The organism is Flavobacterium sp. ASV13 (genome assembly GCF_000745775.1).
Lineage (GTDB): Bacteria > Bacteroidota > Bacteroidia > Flavobacteriales > Flavobacteriaceae > Flavobacterium.
In genome coordinates this window covers 592048-608581 of record NZ_JQJY01000003.1, presented here as the reverse complement: position 1 = coordinate 608581, position 16534 = coordinate 592048, and the positions used below count along the sequence as shown (strand labels likewise).

The 16534-nt window shown below is 34.7% G+C and carries 11 protein-coding genes; 5 read left to right on the top strand and 6 right to left on the bottom strand.

Translation table 11 applies throughout. The annotated features are described in order from the left end of the window. Window positions 1–21 precede the first annotated feature (21 nt). From GQ47_RS09905 to GQ47_RS09880, 6 genes are all read right to left on the bottom strand, one after another. On the bottom strand, window positions 22–1317 hold the full coding sequence (locus GQ47_RS09905) for a glycoside hydrolase 5 family protein (protein ID WP_035648165.1): 1296 nt from the start codon (window positions 1315–1317) through the stop codon (window positions 22–24). Window positions 1318–1587: 270 nt separating this feature from the next. Further along, window positions 1588–2823, bottom strand: a complete 1236-nt coding sequence (locus GQ47_RS09900) for a glycoside hydrolase family 26 protein (protein WP_035647791.1) — start codon at window positions 2821–2823, stop codon at window positions 1588–1590. A gap of 39 nt (window positions 2824–2862) precedes the next feature. Then, a complete protein-coding gene (locus tag GQ47_RS09895) occupies window positions 2863–4053 on the bottom strand; it encodes an AGE family epimerase/isomerase (RefSeq protein WP_035647789.1) in 1191 nt (396 codons plus the stop codon). A 6-nt stretch (window positions 4054–4059) separates the two neighbouring features. Further along, window positions 4060–5250 carry a glycoside hydrolase family 130 protein gene (locus GQ47_RS09890; RefSeq protein ID WP_035647786.1) on the bottom strand — a complete coding sequence of 397 codons (1191 nt, stop codon included), beginning with the start codon at window positions 5248–5250 and terminating at the stop codon, window positions 4060–4062. A 29-nt stretch (window positions 5251–5279) separates the two neighbouring features. Beyond that, the gene (locus tag GQ47_RS09885) at window positions 5280–6671 is read right to left on the bottom strand and encodes an MFS transporter (protein WP_035647784.1); all 1392 of its coding nucleotides are present in this window, start codon (window positions 6669–6671) and stop codon (window positions 5280–5282) included. 37 nt (window positions 6672–6708) lie between these two features. Then, the gene (locus GQ47_RS09880) at window positions 6709–7845 is read right to left on the bottom strand and encodes a glycoside hydrolase family 26 protein (protein WP_035647782.1); all 1137 of its coding nucleotides are present in this window, start codon (window positions 7843–7845) and stop codon (window positions 6709–6711) included. 307 nt (window positions 7846–8152) lie between these two features. On the opposite strand from GQ47_RS09880, the gene GQ47_RS09875 reads away from it, so the two are divergent. From GQ47_RS09875 to GQ47_RS09855, 5 genes are all read left to right on the top strand, one after another. Next, entirely contained in the window at window positions 8153–9031 is an 879-nt protein-coding gene (locus GQ47_RS09875; protein ID WP_035647779.1) for an AraC family transcriptional regulator, read from the top strand. Window positions 9032–9344: 313 nt separating this feature from the next. Continuing rightward, window positions 9345–12533 carry a SusC/RagA family TonB-linked outer membrane protein gene (locus GQ47_RS09870; protein ID WP_051951465.1) on the top strand — a complete coding sequence of 1063 codons (3189 nt, stop codon included), beginning with the start codon at window positions 9345–9347 and terminating at the stop codon, window positions 12531–12533. 12 nt (window positions 12534–12545) lie between these two features. After that, window positions 12546–14144 (top strand): RagB/SusD family nutrient uptake outer membrane protein, encoded by a 1599-nt coding sequence (locus GQ47_RS09865; protein WP_035647777.1) that lies wholly within the window; start codon window positions 12546–12548, stop codon window positions 14142–14144. A gap of 19 nt (window positions 14145–14163) precedes the next feature. Next, window positions 14164–15204, top strand: coding sequence for an IPT/TIG domain-containing protein (locus GQ47_RS09860; protein ID WP_035647774.1), 1041 nt, complete (start codon window positions 14164–14166; stop codon window positions 15202–15204). Window positions 15205–15301: 97 nt separating this feature from the next. Beyond that, window positions 15302–16534 carry a glycoside hydrolase family 27 protein gene (locus GQ47_RS09855; protein ID WP_035647771.1) on the top strand — a complete coding sequence of 411 codons (1233 nt, stop codon included), beginning with the start codon at window positions 15302–15304 and terminating at the stop codon, window positions 16532–16534.

Sequence of the window (16534 nt, the reverse complement as noted above, 5' to 3'; positions counted from 1 at the left end):
CTCTACGAAAATAGGGATGAATTATAATCTTATTTTCTTGAATTCTAAATTGTATTTTTTTACAATGTCCAATGTCGATTTATCCGAAGAAAAAACCGAATTCAAACCTTGCGGTTCTTGAGGAGGATCAGTAGTTAAAGGATCTCCGGGATTCCATTTTCCAGATTCGTTTACGGCTTTTCCTTCACCACCAAATCCCCAGAAATTGGCTCCTTGCAATGGCCCGTTATTTTTAACACTTTCAGCAACTCGGCCAAAAATATAATTATAAAAAATATCTCTGTTTGCTACTGATGAAGTTGGTAATAAACTTTCGTTTTCTCTTCCTAAACCAAATTCCTCAATGATAATAGGGCGTTTTAAATGATTGGCTACAGCCACATGTTTGTCAATATATTTTCCAGCATTTTCTAAAGTTGGAGGTAAAGTTTTTTCAGCATTATCCGCTTTAAACCAACCCCAGTTTTTCGGCCAAATATGCATCGTCAAATAATCAATATTCGGATTTTGATGTGTTCGTTCAAAAATTCCGATATCATCATTCGAGCTGTTCAATCCTTCAGAACCTGTTGAAATTAAGTGATTTTTGTCTAAACTATCCATTAAATTGACAATGTTGTTTAACCAAACCGTAAATTTTGTCTCGTTTTCAGGTGTAAAAGTTCTCGGTTCATTCCCAACTTGCCATGCCATAATCGTATTATCTTCAGTATATTTTTTATGAGAATACGCATTTGTTCTTCCCATAATAAATTTTACATGATTTTCTAAAGCTTTCATACAAGGCTCACAACTGTGAAATTTTTCTGTGTAAGACATAAACTGCGGCCACGTATTTGGTACAATTCCCGGAACCGGAACTGAACCTTTGCCGTTCCACTCCAAATATTGTGACATTCCGCCAGACCATTCCCAGTTGTTTGTTAAATATAAAACGGCGTACATTTTGCGTTTGTGCAATTCATTCATCAAAAAATCTAATCCATCAAGTAAATCTTCGTCATATTTTCCTTGCTCGTATTGCAAAGCGGGGCGAACCGTAAAATCGTATTTTCCTCCGTCTCCGCCAACTAAAATTCGAAGATTGTCAATGCCATTTTTTTGCATTAAATCAAGTTCACGCAAAAGTCTTTTTCTATCGCCTATTTTTTTAGAAGCCAGTAAACTTCCGTACCAATAATTAGTTCCAATGTAAGAATACGGCTTGTCGCCTTTATAGAATTGCGTTCCTTTTACGGTAATTCTTTCCTGCGCCTGACAAACGATTGCAGAGAATATTATTGCAAAAGAAAGGGTTTTTAGAAATCTATTTTTCATATGATATTTTTTAGGAGCTAATCCTGCTATCCGTTTCAATCTTTTGTGCCGAACCCCGGCACAAAAGGATTTCCACTTCTATCAGGGCTAGGGTCTACGGTTTTTAAGATGGTTATTGGTTTTTAATTTTCTTTTTATAGATTCCAATTCCATAAAGTTTGTCATTCCGAGGAACGAGGAATCTCCACAAGAAGCTCGACAAAGATTGGTGATCTTCAGGTCAGAGTTACTCGCGGAGATTCCTCGTTCCTCGGAATGACAAACTTTGTGTTATTTCGGCAATTCATACATTTTCGGTAAAGAATTCACCAACGCCGATTTTGTTTTTGCACTATAATTTTTAAAATCAGTAGTATTCGAAACAGAACCATTCGGAACATAATATCCGTCTTTATTGTTGTTCCAAAACATTACATAGCTTATTTGGATGTCATTTTTAGTTAGAGAACTATAAAGTAAAGTCGAAAACCAATCGGTAATTGCAGGCGTTGAGCTTGTTACGCGAAAGCCAGTTTCGGTTAAAGCAGCAATTTTTACTTTAGTTTTAGCATAATCAGAAAGGATTTTTAGTTTACTGTTTGCTCTGTCAGCTCCAGTTTGTCCTTGATTATTAAAATCGCCGTAATTGTCCATTCCAATAATATCCACATAATTATCTCCAGGATAACGGCTCAAATAATCAGCTTGAGCTGTATATGAATTATCAGGAGAAAAAGCATATAAAATGTTGTGGACGCCTTTAGTATTCTTTAAATAATCAACAGTGAATTGATACGCTTTTTTATATTCGTCGGCAGTAGAAAAATTGGCTCCCCACCAAAACCAGCTTCCGTCAAATTCATGAAAAGGTCTGAAGATTATCGGAATCAATTCGCCATTTGTTCCTTTTAAATTCGAAACTACACTAGCAACTTTATCTAGTTTTTTCTTGTACCATTCATTATTTGCTCCGCCCGGTAAAATGCTTTTAAAAGCCGCGGCTTTTTGTTCCGATGTTAAATCGGCAGCATAAAAAGATTCCTCTTTATTTGGTTCTCTCAAATGCCAGCAAAAAGTATTTATCGCACCTTTCGCGTAAGCGGCTTTTGCATCAGAAACAATTTTTTGTTCTTGCTGATAAAACCAATTACTTGCTTGACCATCATTATTTTTATCGGTAATAAACATAAAATCTGAACCTAAAATTGCAGGATCAAAACCTGTGTTTTTTTTAATATCAGAATCGCCTCCCGCATCTTGATAAAAACTATTAAAAGCGTCTTGTTGACCAATTGCAGTTTTAGTTTTGGCTAATTTTTTCAAATTATAAAATAAAGCAACCGTTTCTTTTGTTGCATTGGCATCGACTAAATAAGTCGAAGCATTTGCAGTCGTTAGCGGATCAGTATCGACTACAACTGGCGGATCAACTATAACTGGCGAATCTGAATCATCATTTGATGAACATCCGGAAAGAGCTAAAAAAGGTAAGCTTAAAAAAAGAATGTGCAGAAAAGTATTTTTCATTTTGAATTTATTTAAAAAGCTTAATTTAAAAGTAAAATGTTAGTCTTTTATTCTCTGAATAAGTTCTAAACACGCTCTGCTGTTATGATACGGGCATTTCCAGAAACCCGCTTTGTCTTTTTCTATCAGAGAATAATCGCGATAAATTCCCCAGAACCATTCGCCGTTTTGTGTGTCGAGAATATATTTTTTGATGAAATCCCAATTTTTAAAAACAATGTCTAAATAGTTTTCGTCACCCGTTAATTGGTAAGCATTATAAAAACCAATTAAAGCTTCGGCTTGAACCCACCAATGTTTTTCGGCAACCAACTCGTTATTTTTTGGATCGAGTTCGTACCATAACCCACCATCAGTATCAAGACCTTCTTTCGTAACTTCGGCCATTAAAACAGCGTGTTTTTGATAACGCGAAATCAAACTTCTATCTTCTGAAATTTCAGCACATTGTAATAAAAGCCAAGCTGCTTCGATATCATGGCCGTATGAAATCACATCTGGTTTTTCAATCCAATTTTCGTCAAAAAACAAGCGCAAATGCCCACTTTCAGTATTGATGAAATGCCTGTGAATGGTTTCAAGTAATCCAATAATATCATTTTGAAGAGCTTTGTCTTTCCACACTTTAAATAAATTTGCATATGCTTCGACAATATGCAAATGTGTGTTCATGGTTTTTTTTTCGTTGGCATCTTTGTCACTTAAACGCAAATCGTCAATAGGTTGCCAATCGCGGGTTAATGCCTCAAAATAGCCTTTGTTTTCAGGATCAAAACTATGTTCCTGAATTTTTAAATATAAATTGATGGCTATTTCTAAAGCTTTTTCCTCTTTAGAAATAGCATAATATTCAGATAATCCATAAATCGCAAAAGCTAGAGCGTAAATCTGATTTTTAGTGTCTTTTGGAGTTTTGTCCACATTTATACTCCAAAATAATCCGCCAAATTCTGAATCATAAAAATATTTTGAAAGAAACTCAAATGCTCTTTTGGCCAATTGTTTATGCTCTTCTTTTTGGGTAACCTGATAACTTGCCGAAAAAGACCATAATATTCGGGCGTTTAAAACTGCACCTTTTTCGGTATTGGCGATAATGTGTTCTTCAAAATCAATCTGACCAATAAAACCGCCATTTTGATTGTCAATTGTGTGTTTTGACCAATATTTTAAAATGGAATCCAGTTCTGCGGTTAATTCAGATTTAAACTGTTTTAGTTTTGCTGACACGATGAATTATATTGCGTTATTTTTTTCAATTTGGCTGATAATTGTTTCTACAGAACCTGCAGAAATAAAAGTATCAGCGGGAGTATTGGTAACATAATCAACAAGTTTTGCTATAGATGAAACTGCAACATGCATTCTCGTATCTGATGATGCATAATAGACATAAACCGTTCCGTCAGCATCTTCAATCCAACCGTTTGAAAATAATACATTTGATACATCGCCAACTCTTTCAATTCCTTCAGGTCCCATGAAATGTCCGGCAGGAACGTACGTAACTTTTGAAATATCATTCAAATCCGTCATGAACATATATAAGGTGTAACGCAAACCTGCAGCGGTATTACGAACACCGTGTGCCAAATGTAGCCAGCCTTTTTCTGTTTTAATTGGAGCAGGGCCCAGACCATTTTTTAGCTCATAAATAGTGTGATATTGTTTTCCGAAAATGATTTTTTCCTCTTTTACAATTGGGTTTTTCATGTCTTCAACATAGCCTAAGCCAATTCCGCCTCCAGCACCAACATCGATAAAACCATCTTGCGGACGTGTATATAAAGCGTATTTCCCGTTAACAAATTCTGGATGCAAAACGACATTTCGCTGTTGTCCTGTATTTGAAATTAAATCCGGAAGTCTTTCCCAATTTATTAAATCCTTAGAACGCACAATTCCTGCATTGGCTACAGCCGAACTTGTGTCTCCTTTTGGTGCTTTTGGATCTTTTCTTTCGGTACAAAAAATACCGTAAACCCAGCCGTCTTCGTGGTTGATTAAACGCATATCATAAACGTTTGTGTCAGGTTCTTCGGTTTGCGGAATTACGCATGGTTTTTCCCAAAACTTAAAATTATCAACACCATTAGGACTTTCCGCAATAGCAAAAAATGATTTTCTGTCAATTCCTTCCACACGAACGGCAAGTAAATATTTCCCATTCCATTTCATTGCGCCGGCGTTAAAGGCGGCGTTCATTCCGATTCTTTCCTGCAAAAACGGATTTGTTTTTTCGTTTAAGTCAAAACGCCAGTTTAATGGCACGTGAGCTGCGGTAACAACAGGATTTTTATAACGCTGATAAATTCCGTTTCCAGCATTTTCTTCGGGAGCATTTTTTTGCTCCACAAGTGCTTTATGTTCTTTTTCTAATGCTGCTTTTCGGTCCTGAAAAATAGCTGAAGATTTTATTGTTGTCATATATTTTTATTTCTGTATCTGATTTATTTTTATAGTTTTTGGTCTCTTTTTTCGTTTAAATCTTGTTCTATCGTTTGCAGTTTTTCTTCAGATAAAGGATAGAATAAAATAAAAGCGACTGATATTGCGGCTGCGATTGCAGGAAGTATGCTTAACATTAATTGAATTCCGTGTTGTGCGGTGGCTGTTTGTTCAACATTGGCTTTAAAACCATAATAACCCAAAAGCCATCCAGCGCCCGCGCCACCAATTGTCCATCCAAATTTTTGTGACATTGATGAAGCGGAGAAAACCAAACCGGTTGCACGGCGTCCTTGTTTCCATTCTGAATAATCGGCGCTGTCAGCATACATTGACCAGATTAACGGGAAAATACAGCCTGCACAAATGCTGATTAAAATTTGGAAAGTCATGATTAGGAAAATGTCTTCTTTTCCGAAGAAATAGAAAATTAAGCTCAATACTGAGGCGATTGCCATGGCACCAAAAAAGGTTTTTTTCTTGCCAATTTTATTCGCAATTGGTGTTGCCAGTATAACTCCAATAATATTTGCGGCCTGACCCAGCACTAGATAAATTGAAGTTGGCGCCATATGAAAATGAGTTCCAAAAAGTGAAAAATCGAAGTTAACAGAACTGCTTACATAATATTTAAAGTAATAAACAGCAGCACCATCTCTAATGGAGTTAAAAACCAAAGTACCAATTCCGGCTCCTAATAAAATCCACCAAGGTTTGTTTTTAAGCAAATCTTTTAAATCTTCTTTTAAGTTAGATTGCTCATTTTCTATAGGTTTAACTCTTTCTTTGGTAAAAAGAAAACAAGCCCAGAAAAATGCAGTTGTAATAACACCAAAAACAGCGATTGTTGCTAGCCAGCCCGTTTTAGAATTAAGGCTTCCACCAAAGTAATTTACTAAAGGTTCAATTAACCAAAGCGCCAAAAGACTTCCTCCGAAAGCGAAAACCATTCGGTATGAAGACAATGTGTTCCTTTCTTTTCGATCCGATGACATTACGCCTAAAAGTGAAGCATACGGAACGTTGATTAACGAATAAATCATCATCATTAGTGAATATGTTACATAAGCATATATAATTTTTCCTTTTTCATCAAAATCGGGCGTGTAAAAAGTTAGAACTCCAATTACGGCAAAAGGCACGGCAACCCATAATAAATAAGGTCTGAATTTTCCCCATTTTGTTTTTGTTCTATCGGCAATGATTCCCACAATTGGATCAAAACAAGAATCCCAGATTCTGGTAATTAGAAACATGGTTCCTACGACAGCAGGGGCTATTCCGAAAACATCAGTATAGAAAAAGAGAAGATACATACTGAAAATTTTCCAGAACATGGATGATGCAGCGTCTCCGAGACCGTAACCGATTTTTTCTTTTAAATTAATTTTGTCGTGCATTGAATACTTTTTAAAGGTTGTAAGTTAGATTTGGTTGTTATTTTAAGGCTTTCTGAATATCTTTTTCAAAAAGCGTTTTGCCTAGGTTGTAAAAATCTACAAAATCTTTTTCGCTAACTTGTCCAGGAAATGGTGCGTAATAATGCATTTTTTGTTCTTTTTCCTGCCAGCCGTGGTTTCTCCACAATAAGACATAGGATATTTTGTAATCACCAATTGCTTTGTTTAGAGTTCCTGTCCACCACTTAGGATCCGGAATTGCTTCGTAACCTGCTTCGGCAACGGCAATTAATTTATGTTTTTCAAGACCAATTTCGTTGACAATTTTAAGCTGTTTCTGAACTTCTTCAATGAATTTTTTGCCGTCTTTATCATCATTATTCTGATAACTGTCAAAACTTAAAATATCAGCGTAATTATCTCCAGGATAATTGGTTAAAAAGTCTTCTTTAGTGCCAAAACTGCTAGTGTTGTAGATATAAATTAAATTGTGAACACCTTTTTTCTGTAGATATTCGAAGGTGAATTTCCATAAAGTTTTAAATTCTTCGGGTGTACAATTTCCTTTCCCCCACCAAAACCAGCCTCCGGTAAGTTCATGATAAGGTCTGAAAAGAATCGGAATGTTTTTTCCTTTTTTATCTTTTAAAGACAAAAAGAAACCAGCAGCTTTATCAAGCCAAGAAGTAAATTTTTTATGGTTTTCGCCGCCAGGCAAAACTGTTTTTAGGGAATTTGGGGTATTGTCCCAAGCATTTTTCCCAGTTGCAGGATTATCAAAGTGCCAGCTGATAGTTGAAATTCCGCCTCTTTCATTGGCTTCTTTGATATATTGTTTCATTTTGTCAAAAGGAACTCCGTCAATATTTTTGGAATCGTCTTTTTCTAAACCTGCAATATCCCAGCCGTAAACTGCGGGATAATCTCCTGCGGTTTCTTTTACATCGCTTCGGCCGTTTTCATACTTCCATTTTACGCCATATGCAAGGTCATCCTGATGCCCAAAAAGATATCCTTTTTGAGTTAATTGATTTAATTTTTTATACAGCGAAACGGTTTCAGGTGTCGCTTTTTTATCTGAAAGTGACAAATTAGTATTACTGACAATAGTTTTTGAAGAACATGAAGTTCCTATAAATACTGCAATAATTAAGGTAAATATGTTTTTTTTCATTCTGGTTTAATAGTGTTTTTGGATGTAATATCCACAAATTCAGAGATTGAGAATGTGATTTTTGTGCTTCAATTTTCAATCGACGATTCAGTATTTTTTTTCAGATAAAATTATTAAAACTTTAAAAAGATATTCTATTAAAAACGATTAATGTTTATTATTAATAACCTTTTTATAAAATTGATAATTCTATTTTTCAAAGATAATTGGATGTTTATCGTATAATTAATATTATTTTATCAATTATATATCATATTATTGCAATCGAAAAAGATCTAATTACTTCATAAAATAGCTTTATATAGATATGAGCAGTACTAAAAATTTTTACAGAGAAATAGCGCCGCTGTCTGCTGGAGACAGTTTTTTGGTTTTTGACCGAGTTAAAGATAGTTTTGATTTCCCGGTTCATTATCACCCGGAATTCGAGATTAATTTTATTTTAAACGGAAAAGGAGTGAAGCGCGTTGTTGGTGATAATATTGAAGAAATCGACAATGTTGAATTGGTTTTGATTGGGCCGAATTTATATCATGGCTGGGAATTGAATAAATGTACCAGCAAAAAAATACATGAAATTACAATTCAGTTTCATAATGATTTATTTCATGAATCTTTGTTGTCAAGACGAATTATGAATCCGATTCGGGATATGTTTAATCGTTCGATTCATGGAATTTTGTTTTCTAAAAAAGTAGCCGAAGAATTAACGCCGAGGCTTGTAAGGCTTTCTAAATTAGATGGTATGGACTATTTTTTGGAAATCACTTCCTTATTATATGATCTTGCCAATTCCAGAAATCAGCGTTTGCTTTCTACTTATACGGTAGATTATGATACGTTTGATGATTATGATAAAATGAAGTTGGTTTATGAATATGTTCAGAAAAATTTTGCTGATAAAATTACTTTAGAAGATGCTGCAAATGTGGCAAGCATGTCAATCATTTCATTCAACCGATTTATTAAAAAACGCACCGGAAAAACTTTTGTTAATTATATTAATGATATCCGAATTGGATACGCCGCTCGATGGCTTGTTGAAAAAGATATGAGTGTTTCAGAAGTGGCTTTTAAATCGGGTTTTAATAATATTGCCAATTTTAACCGTAGTTTTAAAGCTACTAAAAACTGCACGCCTAGCCAATATAGAGAAGATTTTTCTGGATTAAAGCGCATTTTATAGTGATACTTTTTTTTCACAAACAAATATTATTTTTAACGAAATCGTTTGCTTTTTGCAGATTCGTTCATTTTTATTTATAAGAAGTAGTGATTTAAGAGGTGCTATTGCGAAAAACGCAATTAATGTCTGGTTTTATTTTTATATGTGTTTTTTTAAACTGATATAGTAAAAATATTATCATTAAATGATATAATACTATCGATTTGATGTTTTGTTCTGTTATAGATTTGTTACATAATTTAGAAAATAAATCACACCCTTTTTTATTACTTAATTATGAGTAAAACAAATTTAAACTAACCAAACACTTATTATGAAAAAACTAATGACTAACTTTATTCATTGGAATGCTAACCACAGAGCAGTTCCTTTGATTTTATTCTTGTTGCTGAGTAATTTTATTACTGCTCAGGTTAAAATATCAGGAGTAGTTTCTGATGATAAAGGAATGACAATTCCTGGAGCCAACATTTCTGTTGTTGGTACAAAAACTACAGCTTCGACTGATTTTGACGGTAAATATACGATTGACGCTCCTTCAAACGGGACTTTATTAGTTTCATTTATTGGATTTGATTCTCAAAAAATAGCCATTGGAGGTAGAACAAAGATTAATGTTTCACTGCAATCAAGTTCTGAAGACTTAAAAGAGGTAGTTGTAATTGGTTACGGAACTCAGAAAAAGAAAGACGTAAACGGTGCAATATCTTCAGTAAAATCAACAGATATTGAAAATTTAAAGCAAGTTTCTATTGATCAAATGCTTCAGGGTAAAGCAGCGGGGGTTTCAGTAACAAACAACTCGGGACAGCCGGGAGGTGCGGCTTCTGTAAGAGTTCGTGGTACGACTTCGATCACAGGAACTAACGAGCCTTTGTATGTAATTGACGGTGTGCCAATCTCTGGAGATGCAACTGGTAAATCGACAAGTGGGCAAACTTTGGCTGGAAAAGATGGTTTTTCTTCTTCAGGAGGAAGCGGAAATAATGCAATGAGTCCACTTTCTATGATCAATCCAAATGATATTGAATCTATGGATATCTTAAAAGATGCTTCTGCAACAGCAATTTATGGTTCTAGAGGTGCAAATGGTGTAATCATAATTACAACGAAACAAGGTAAAAAAGGAACTGGAAAAGTATCTTATGAAAACTATACTTCGTTTGCTTCTGTAACTAATAAATTGGATGTTTTGACTTTGCCAGAATACGCAACGTTAAAAACTAATTTGGCTAAATTATGGGGTTTTCAAACACGTCAGGAATTTGCACATCCAGAATTATTAGGACCAGGAACTAACTGGCAAGATGAGGTATACAGAACAGCAATTTCTAATAGTCATCAATTGTCATTTTCTGGAGCAAAAGACGGAACAAGCTATTATTTGTCGGGAAGTTATTTAGATAATGAAGGAACAATCATTAACTCTGGATTAAAAAGATATACAGTTAGATTGAACTTAGATTCTAAAATTAAATCTTGGTTAAGAGTGGGAGGTAATCTTACAGGAGGTATTACAAATGAAAGAATTACTGTTAATCAAAGTTTCTCTGGATTGATTTCTAATACTTTATTACAGTCTCCAGATATTCCTGTTAGAAATACAGATGGAACTTTTGCAGGACCACCATCATCTGAACAAAGTGTAACCTATTATAATCCAGTTGCTGAGGCTTTAACCAGAGATAATAAATTGGTTAGAAAGAATTTCTTAGGAAATGTTTACGCTGAAGCTGAAATTGTGAAAGGTTTAAAATACCGTTTAGAAATTGCAGCAAACACTGAATTTTCTGAAAATGATGATTTTAGACCATCTTATAAATGGGGAAGCCAGACAAACTTGCTTGCCGATCTTGATGTAAGAAGACAAAATTGGTATTCTACAAACATCAAAAATTTATTGACTTACGATAAAACTATCGGGAAACATAAATTTACAGTTTTGGCAGGTCAGGAAGCTAATGATTCACACTGGGAGGGTTTAATTGCTTCAGCACAAGGTTTTAAAACAAATTCCATTCATACTATTAACTTAGCTGATGTTGATAATAATACAGTAACACAATATAAAGGAAGCGCATCATTATCGTCTCTTTTTGCTCGTATTATTTATGATTTCAATGATAAATACAGTATTACAGCTTCGATCAGACAAGACGTTTCTTCTAAATTTGATCCAACTACAAACAATCAAAAAGGTGTTTTCAACGCGATTTCTGGTTCTTGGAGATTATCTAATGAATCTTTCATGGAAGGAACACGCAAATATGTAGATAATATTAAAATTAGAGTGGGTTACGGAGAAACTGGAAATCAGCAAATTCCAAACAACAGCTATTCTGCAATGTTAGGAACACAAAATTCTGGTTTAGGAAGCGGATTTCTTCCATCAAATTATCCAAATCCAGATTTAGTTTGGGAATCATTAAATCAGACTAATATTGGTATTGATTTTACAATGTTTGACAGCAAGCTTTCTGCAAGTTTTGATGTTTACGACAAAAAATCAGAAGGTTTCTTATTTCAGGTTCCATTGCCTCTTTATTTAACAGGTGGCGGGGGTCAATATGGAGGAGTTTCTGCACCTTATTCTAATTTAGGTACAATGAGCAATAAAGGTTTCGACTTGACTCTCGGTTATGATATGAGATCTGCAGGAAATTTCAATTGGAATGCTTCAGCAGTTGTTTCTCATTACAAAAATAATTTGGATGAAATTGCAAACGGAATCGTTTTGACTCAGGAAGTAAATACTAATGGATATCAACCAGTTGTAGTTACTAATACTACTATTGGAAATCCAATTGGTTTGTTCTACGGATATAAAACAGACGGACTTTTTAAAGATCAGGCAGTTTTGAATAGCGCGCCGATTCAATTTGGTCAGCCTGTTGGAACTGGAGCTGGAGAAACGGCACTTGGTGATGTTAAATATGTTGACGTAAATGGTGATGGAAAAATTGATGCTGCTGATAAAACATTCATCGGAAATCCGCATCCAAAATTCACTTACGGTTTTACAAATAATTTCAGATACAAAAACGTAGATCTTTCAATTTTTCTTCAGGGATCTTACGGAAATGATGTTATGAACTTGACGAAAAGAGCGGGTACAACGAATGCTTCGTTATATGACAATCAATTAGTAGATGCGATGGATTATTATTCTTCTACAAATACAGCAAGTAATAATCCAAGACCAATTGCGGATTCAGCAAATAACAACTTGCTTATTTCTGATCGTTATGTTGAGGATGGTTCTTATTTGAGAATTCAAAACGTTACGTTAGGATATTCATTGCCACAGGATGTTCTTTCAAAATATAAAATTTCAAGATTAAGATTGTACGGATCTGCTCAAAATTTATACACGTTTACTAATTATTCAGGTTACGATCCAGAGATTGGCTCATTTAATCAAAATGTGCTTTTATCAGGAATTGACAACGGAAGATATCCGGTAGCAAGAACATTTTTAGTTGGTCTTAACTTAGAATTTTAAAAATTAAAAAAAATGAAAAAGAAATCTTTTTTAAATAGATATAGTTTGCTTTTTATAGCAGCAGCGTTTCTGACTTTTGCATCATGTTCAGATGATTTTACGGACAGGCCTTCGGAGGATGGAATAAGTTTGGATTCTTATTACAGCACAAACGACCAGGTTTCATCGGCTACAAATGGTATGTATAGCAGAACTTGGTTTCAGATGTATAATAAATTTTGGTGGGCGCTTGAAGTAGGTTCAGGAAATATGTATTCAGGTTCTCCAGATGTAAGCGGATTAAGAACATTTGCATTAAATGGAAGTGATCCGGAATTAGTAAACGGTTGGTCATCATTATGGGCAAATGTGCAGCAGTCTAATATGATTATTAACTTTTTGGCTGCGCGAGTAGGTCCAGACGTTGATAAAGCTGTTTTAGACAACGCAATAGGTGAGGCTTATTTTATGAGAGCAACTGCTTATTTTGACTTGGTAAGACTTTGGGGGCCAGTTCCAATTATCGAAAACCCGCTTGATTACACGAGCAATCCTTATGTAAACACAAATACAGTTGCAGATATTTATAAATTAATCACAATGGATTATTTAAAAGCAATTGAATTATTGGCTACTAAAACAAGAGGGACAAATTACGCAAGCAATGGACACGTTTCTAAAGGTTCTGCAAGAGCTATGTTGGCAAAAGTGTATTTATATCAAAAGGACTATGCAAATGCAAAAGCAATGGCAGAAGCGGTTATCAGCAGTGGTGAATTTAAACTTTTAGGAGGTGATCAATTGCCAGGAAAAAGTTTTGCAGATTTGTTTACTTATCCAAACAATAATAATGAAGAATCTATTTTTGCGATTCAATGGAAAGGTGACGGAGCTTACGGTTCAGCAAATAACTGTAACACGCAATTTGGATTCCAGGATGGTACATTATCAACTTCAAATGCATCTTACGCAGGGGTTTTTGGACCAAGTCAAGAGGTGATTCTTTCTTTGTATGGAGCGGGTGATTTAAGAAAACATGAAACTGTAATGGTTGCAGGAGATAGTTATCCAACTATCAAAACAACACAAGGAATTGGTTTTACTGTTCCAACTGGTAAAGATTTGGCTCAGGCTTCTGGAGGTGCAATTAAAAAATATTGTATTGGTGTTGTAAACGGAAGTGCTACAGGTCAAGCCGATGCATGGGCAATGATGGATAATAATACTTATGTTATGCGTTATGCAGAGTTGTTGTTGATTCATGCTGAAGCGGTTTTAGGAGCAAATGCAAGTACAACTGATGCGAGTGCCTTAAACTCAATCAATCAGGTTAGAAGAAGAGCTGGTTTGGCTAATTTAACTTCAATTACTTTTGATGATATCTTTTTAGAAAGAAGAAAAGAATTGTGTTTTGAAGGAGATTATTGGTTTGATTTAGGACGTATTGATAAAAATAAAGCAATCGCAATTATGACGGCTCAAAACAGAGGTGACAGATATGCTGAACGTCATTACACGCCGGTGTACAGTCAAGATCACGCAACAAATGATTTCTATATGGATTATCCGGATAATGAGGTGGCTAAAAACCCTAAGTTGTTGCAAGCGCCAGTTCCGTATACTTTTAAATAATTACTAAAATTTGACCATTATGAAAAATATAAAAATAAAATACCTTTTGCCGTTTTTTACGATGGCATTTATGGTGCTAGGATTGTTGTCTTCATGCGATAATAATGAAGATGCAGGAGGTTCTGGAGGAACGCCTGTAATCACAAGTGTTGCAAAATCTGTTGAAGGTGATTTGGTGCCGGTTAAGGTTGGAGATCCTAAAAATTACTATATCATTCAGGGATCAGGTCTTGCTAATGTAACAAAAATCTATTTTAATGATTTTGATACTTATTTCAACCCGACAATGGTTACGGATTCTGCAATTTTTGTTTTAATTGACGAAAAAACACCATATGCAAATTCAAGCAATAAATTAAAATTGGTTACAAAAACGGGAACAGTTTTGTATGACTTTGTGATTGCGCCGCCAACACCAAAATTAGAGAGCTATAATTCTATTAATGCTGCTGAAGGTGAAATTGTAACAGTTTATGGTGATTATTTCTTGAATCCAACGGTAAAAGTAGGAACAGCAGATGTGCCTGTGATTTCTTCAACATTGACTGAGATCAAATTTAAAATGCCAGCCAATGCAACAGATAAATATGTTACGGTAACAAATATTTCTGGTTCTACTGTTTCTGAAGAAGCGATTGGTTCTGCGTTATATGATGATGCTTTGCAAGGTGATGCAGGACATTGGATGTGGAACGGTGCTGATGTTTTTGATACAGAATTTAAAGATGATAAAGTGCAGGGTAAATCTTCAATTAAATTTGTTTTTGGAGGATGGAATGGCGCTGATATGAAATTTAATTCTAGAAATATTTCAAAATATAAAGCATTTAGAGTAAAAGTGAAATCGGCATCGACAAATACAGCAGCAAGCGTAGTATTTGTTTTTGGTGGCTGGGCTTATCAAATTAAAAAGACAATAACTCCAAATTGGACTACAATTGAAATTCCGTTTTCAGATATTGGAAATCCAACTACTTTCGATCAGCTGACACTTCAGGAATCGGGTAATTTTGGAGGAAATACAATCCTTATGGATGACATGGGATTTGTATTAAAGTAAAAAGCAGTTATTTGTTTTGAGTTTTGTTTAAGTATTCCCTAATCTACTCAATTAGGGAATGCTTTTTTAAAATTATAATTAATTTGAAATTTTAATAATGAAAAAGATTGTTTCAGCATTTGCTCTTTTTATTTCCTGTCTGAGTTTCGGGCAAGGAAATACGCATAATCAGCCAGGAGGAAAATTCGAAGGTTTAGCCATGACACCGCCAATGGGATGGAATTCCTGGAATACTTTTGGAACCGATATTAATGAAAAATTAGTAAAAGAAACCGCTGATATTATGGTTTCGTCAGGTTTGGCGGCGGCTGGTTATAATTATATTGTTTTAGATGACGGCTGGATGACCAGAGAACGTGATGCAAATGGCGATCTTATCCCTGATCCTGTTAAATTTCCAAACGGAATGAAAGCGTTGATTGATTATGTACATAGTAAAGGTTTGAAATTTGGTTTGTACAATTGCGCTGGAACACAAACTTGTGCAGGATATCCAGGAACGCGTGGTTACGAATATCAAGATGCGCGTTTTTATGCTAAATTAGGAATCGATTTTCTTAAATATGACTGGTGCAATACAAAAGGAATTACAGCTCCTGAAGCTTATACAACAATGAGTAACGCCTTAAAAGTTGCTGGAAGACCAATTGTTTTTAGTCTTTGTGAATGGGGTGATAATCAGCCATGGGAATGGGGGAAACCAATTGGGAATCTTTGGAGAATTTCAGGAGATATTTATCCTTGTTTTGACTGCGAATTCAAACATCCGGAAAATTGGTCGTCATGGGGATTTATGAAAATTGCTGAAATGCGAAAAGACATCCGTAAATATTCTGGCCCGGATCATTGGAATGATTTTGATATGATGGAAGTTGGAAATGAAATGAACGATACCGAAGATAAATCGCATTTTGCAATGTGGTGCATGCTTTCGTCACCTTTATTTACAGGAAATGATTACCGAAAAATGTCGAAAGAAACATTAGCAATTTTAACTAACAAAGATTTGATTGCGGTAAATCAGGATAAATTAGGAATTCAGGGATTTAAATATGCAGCAGAAGACGGTTTGGAAGTTTGGGTTAAGCCTTTGTCAGACGGAAATTGGGCAATTACTTTTTTAAATAGAAGTGATGTAGCTAAAAAAGTCAATTTCGATTTTAAAAAGAATACTATTAAAGATGCTGATTTTGGTTATGAAGCCGATTTTAATAAAGTAAATTATAAAATAAAGGATCTTTGGAAAAACAAAGAAATCGGAACAACTAAAAAGAATTTTGTTTCTGACCTTGCGTCACACGATGTTATTACGCTTAGATTAATGCCTTAA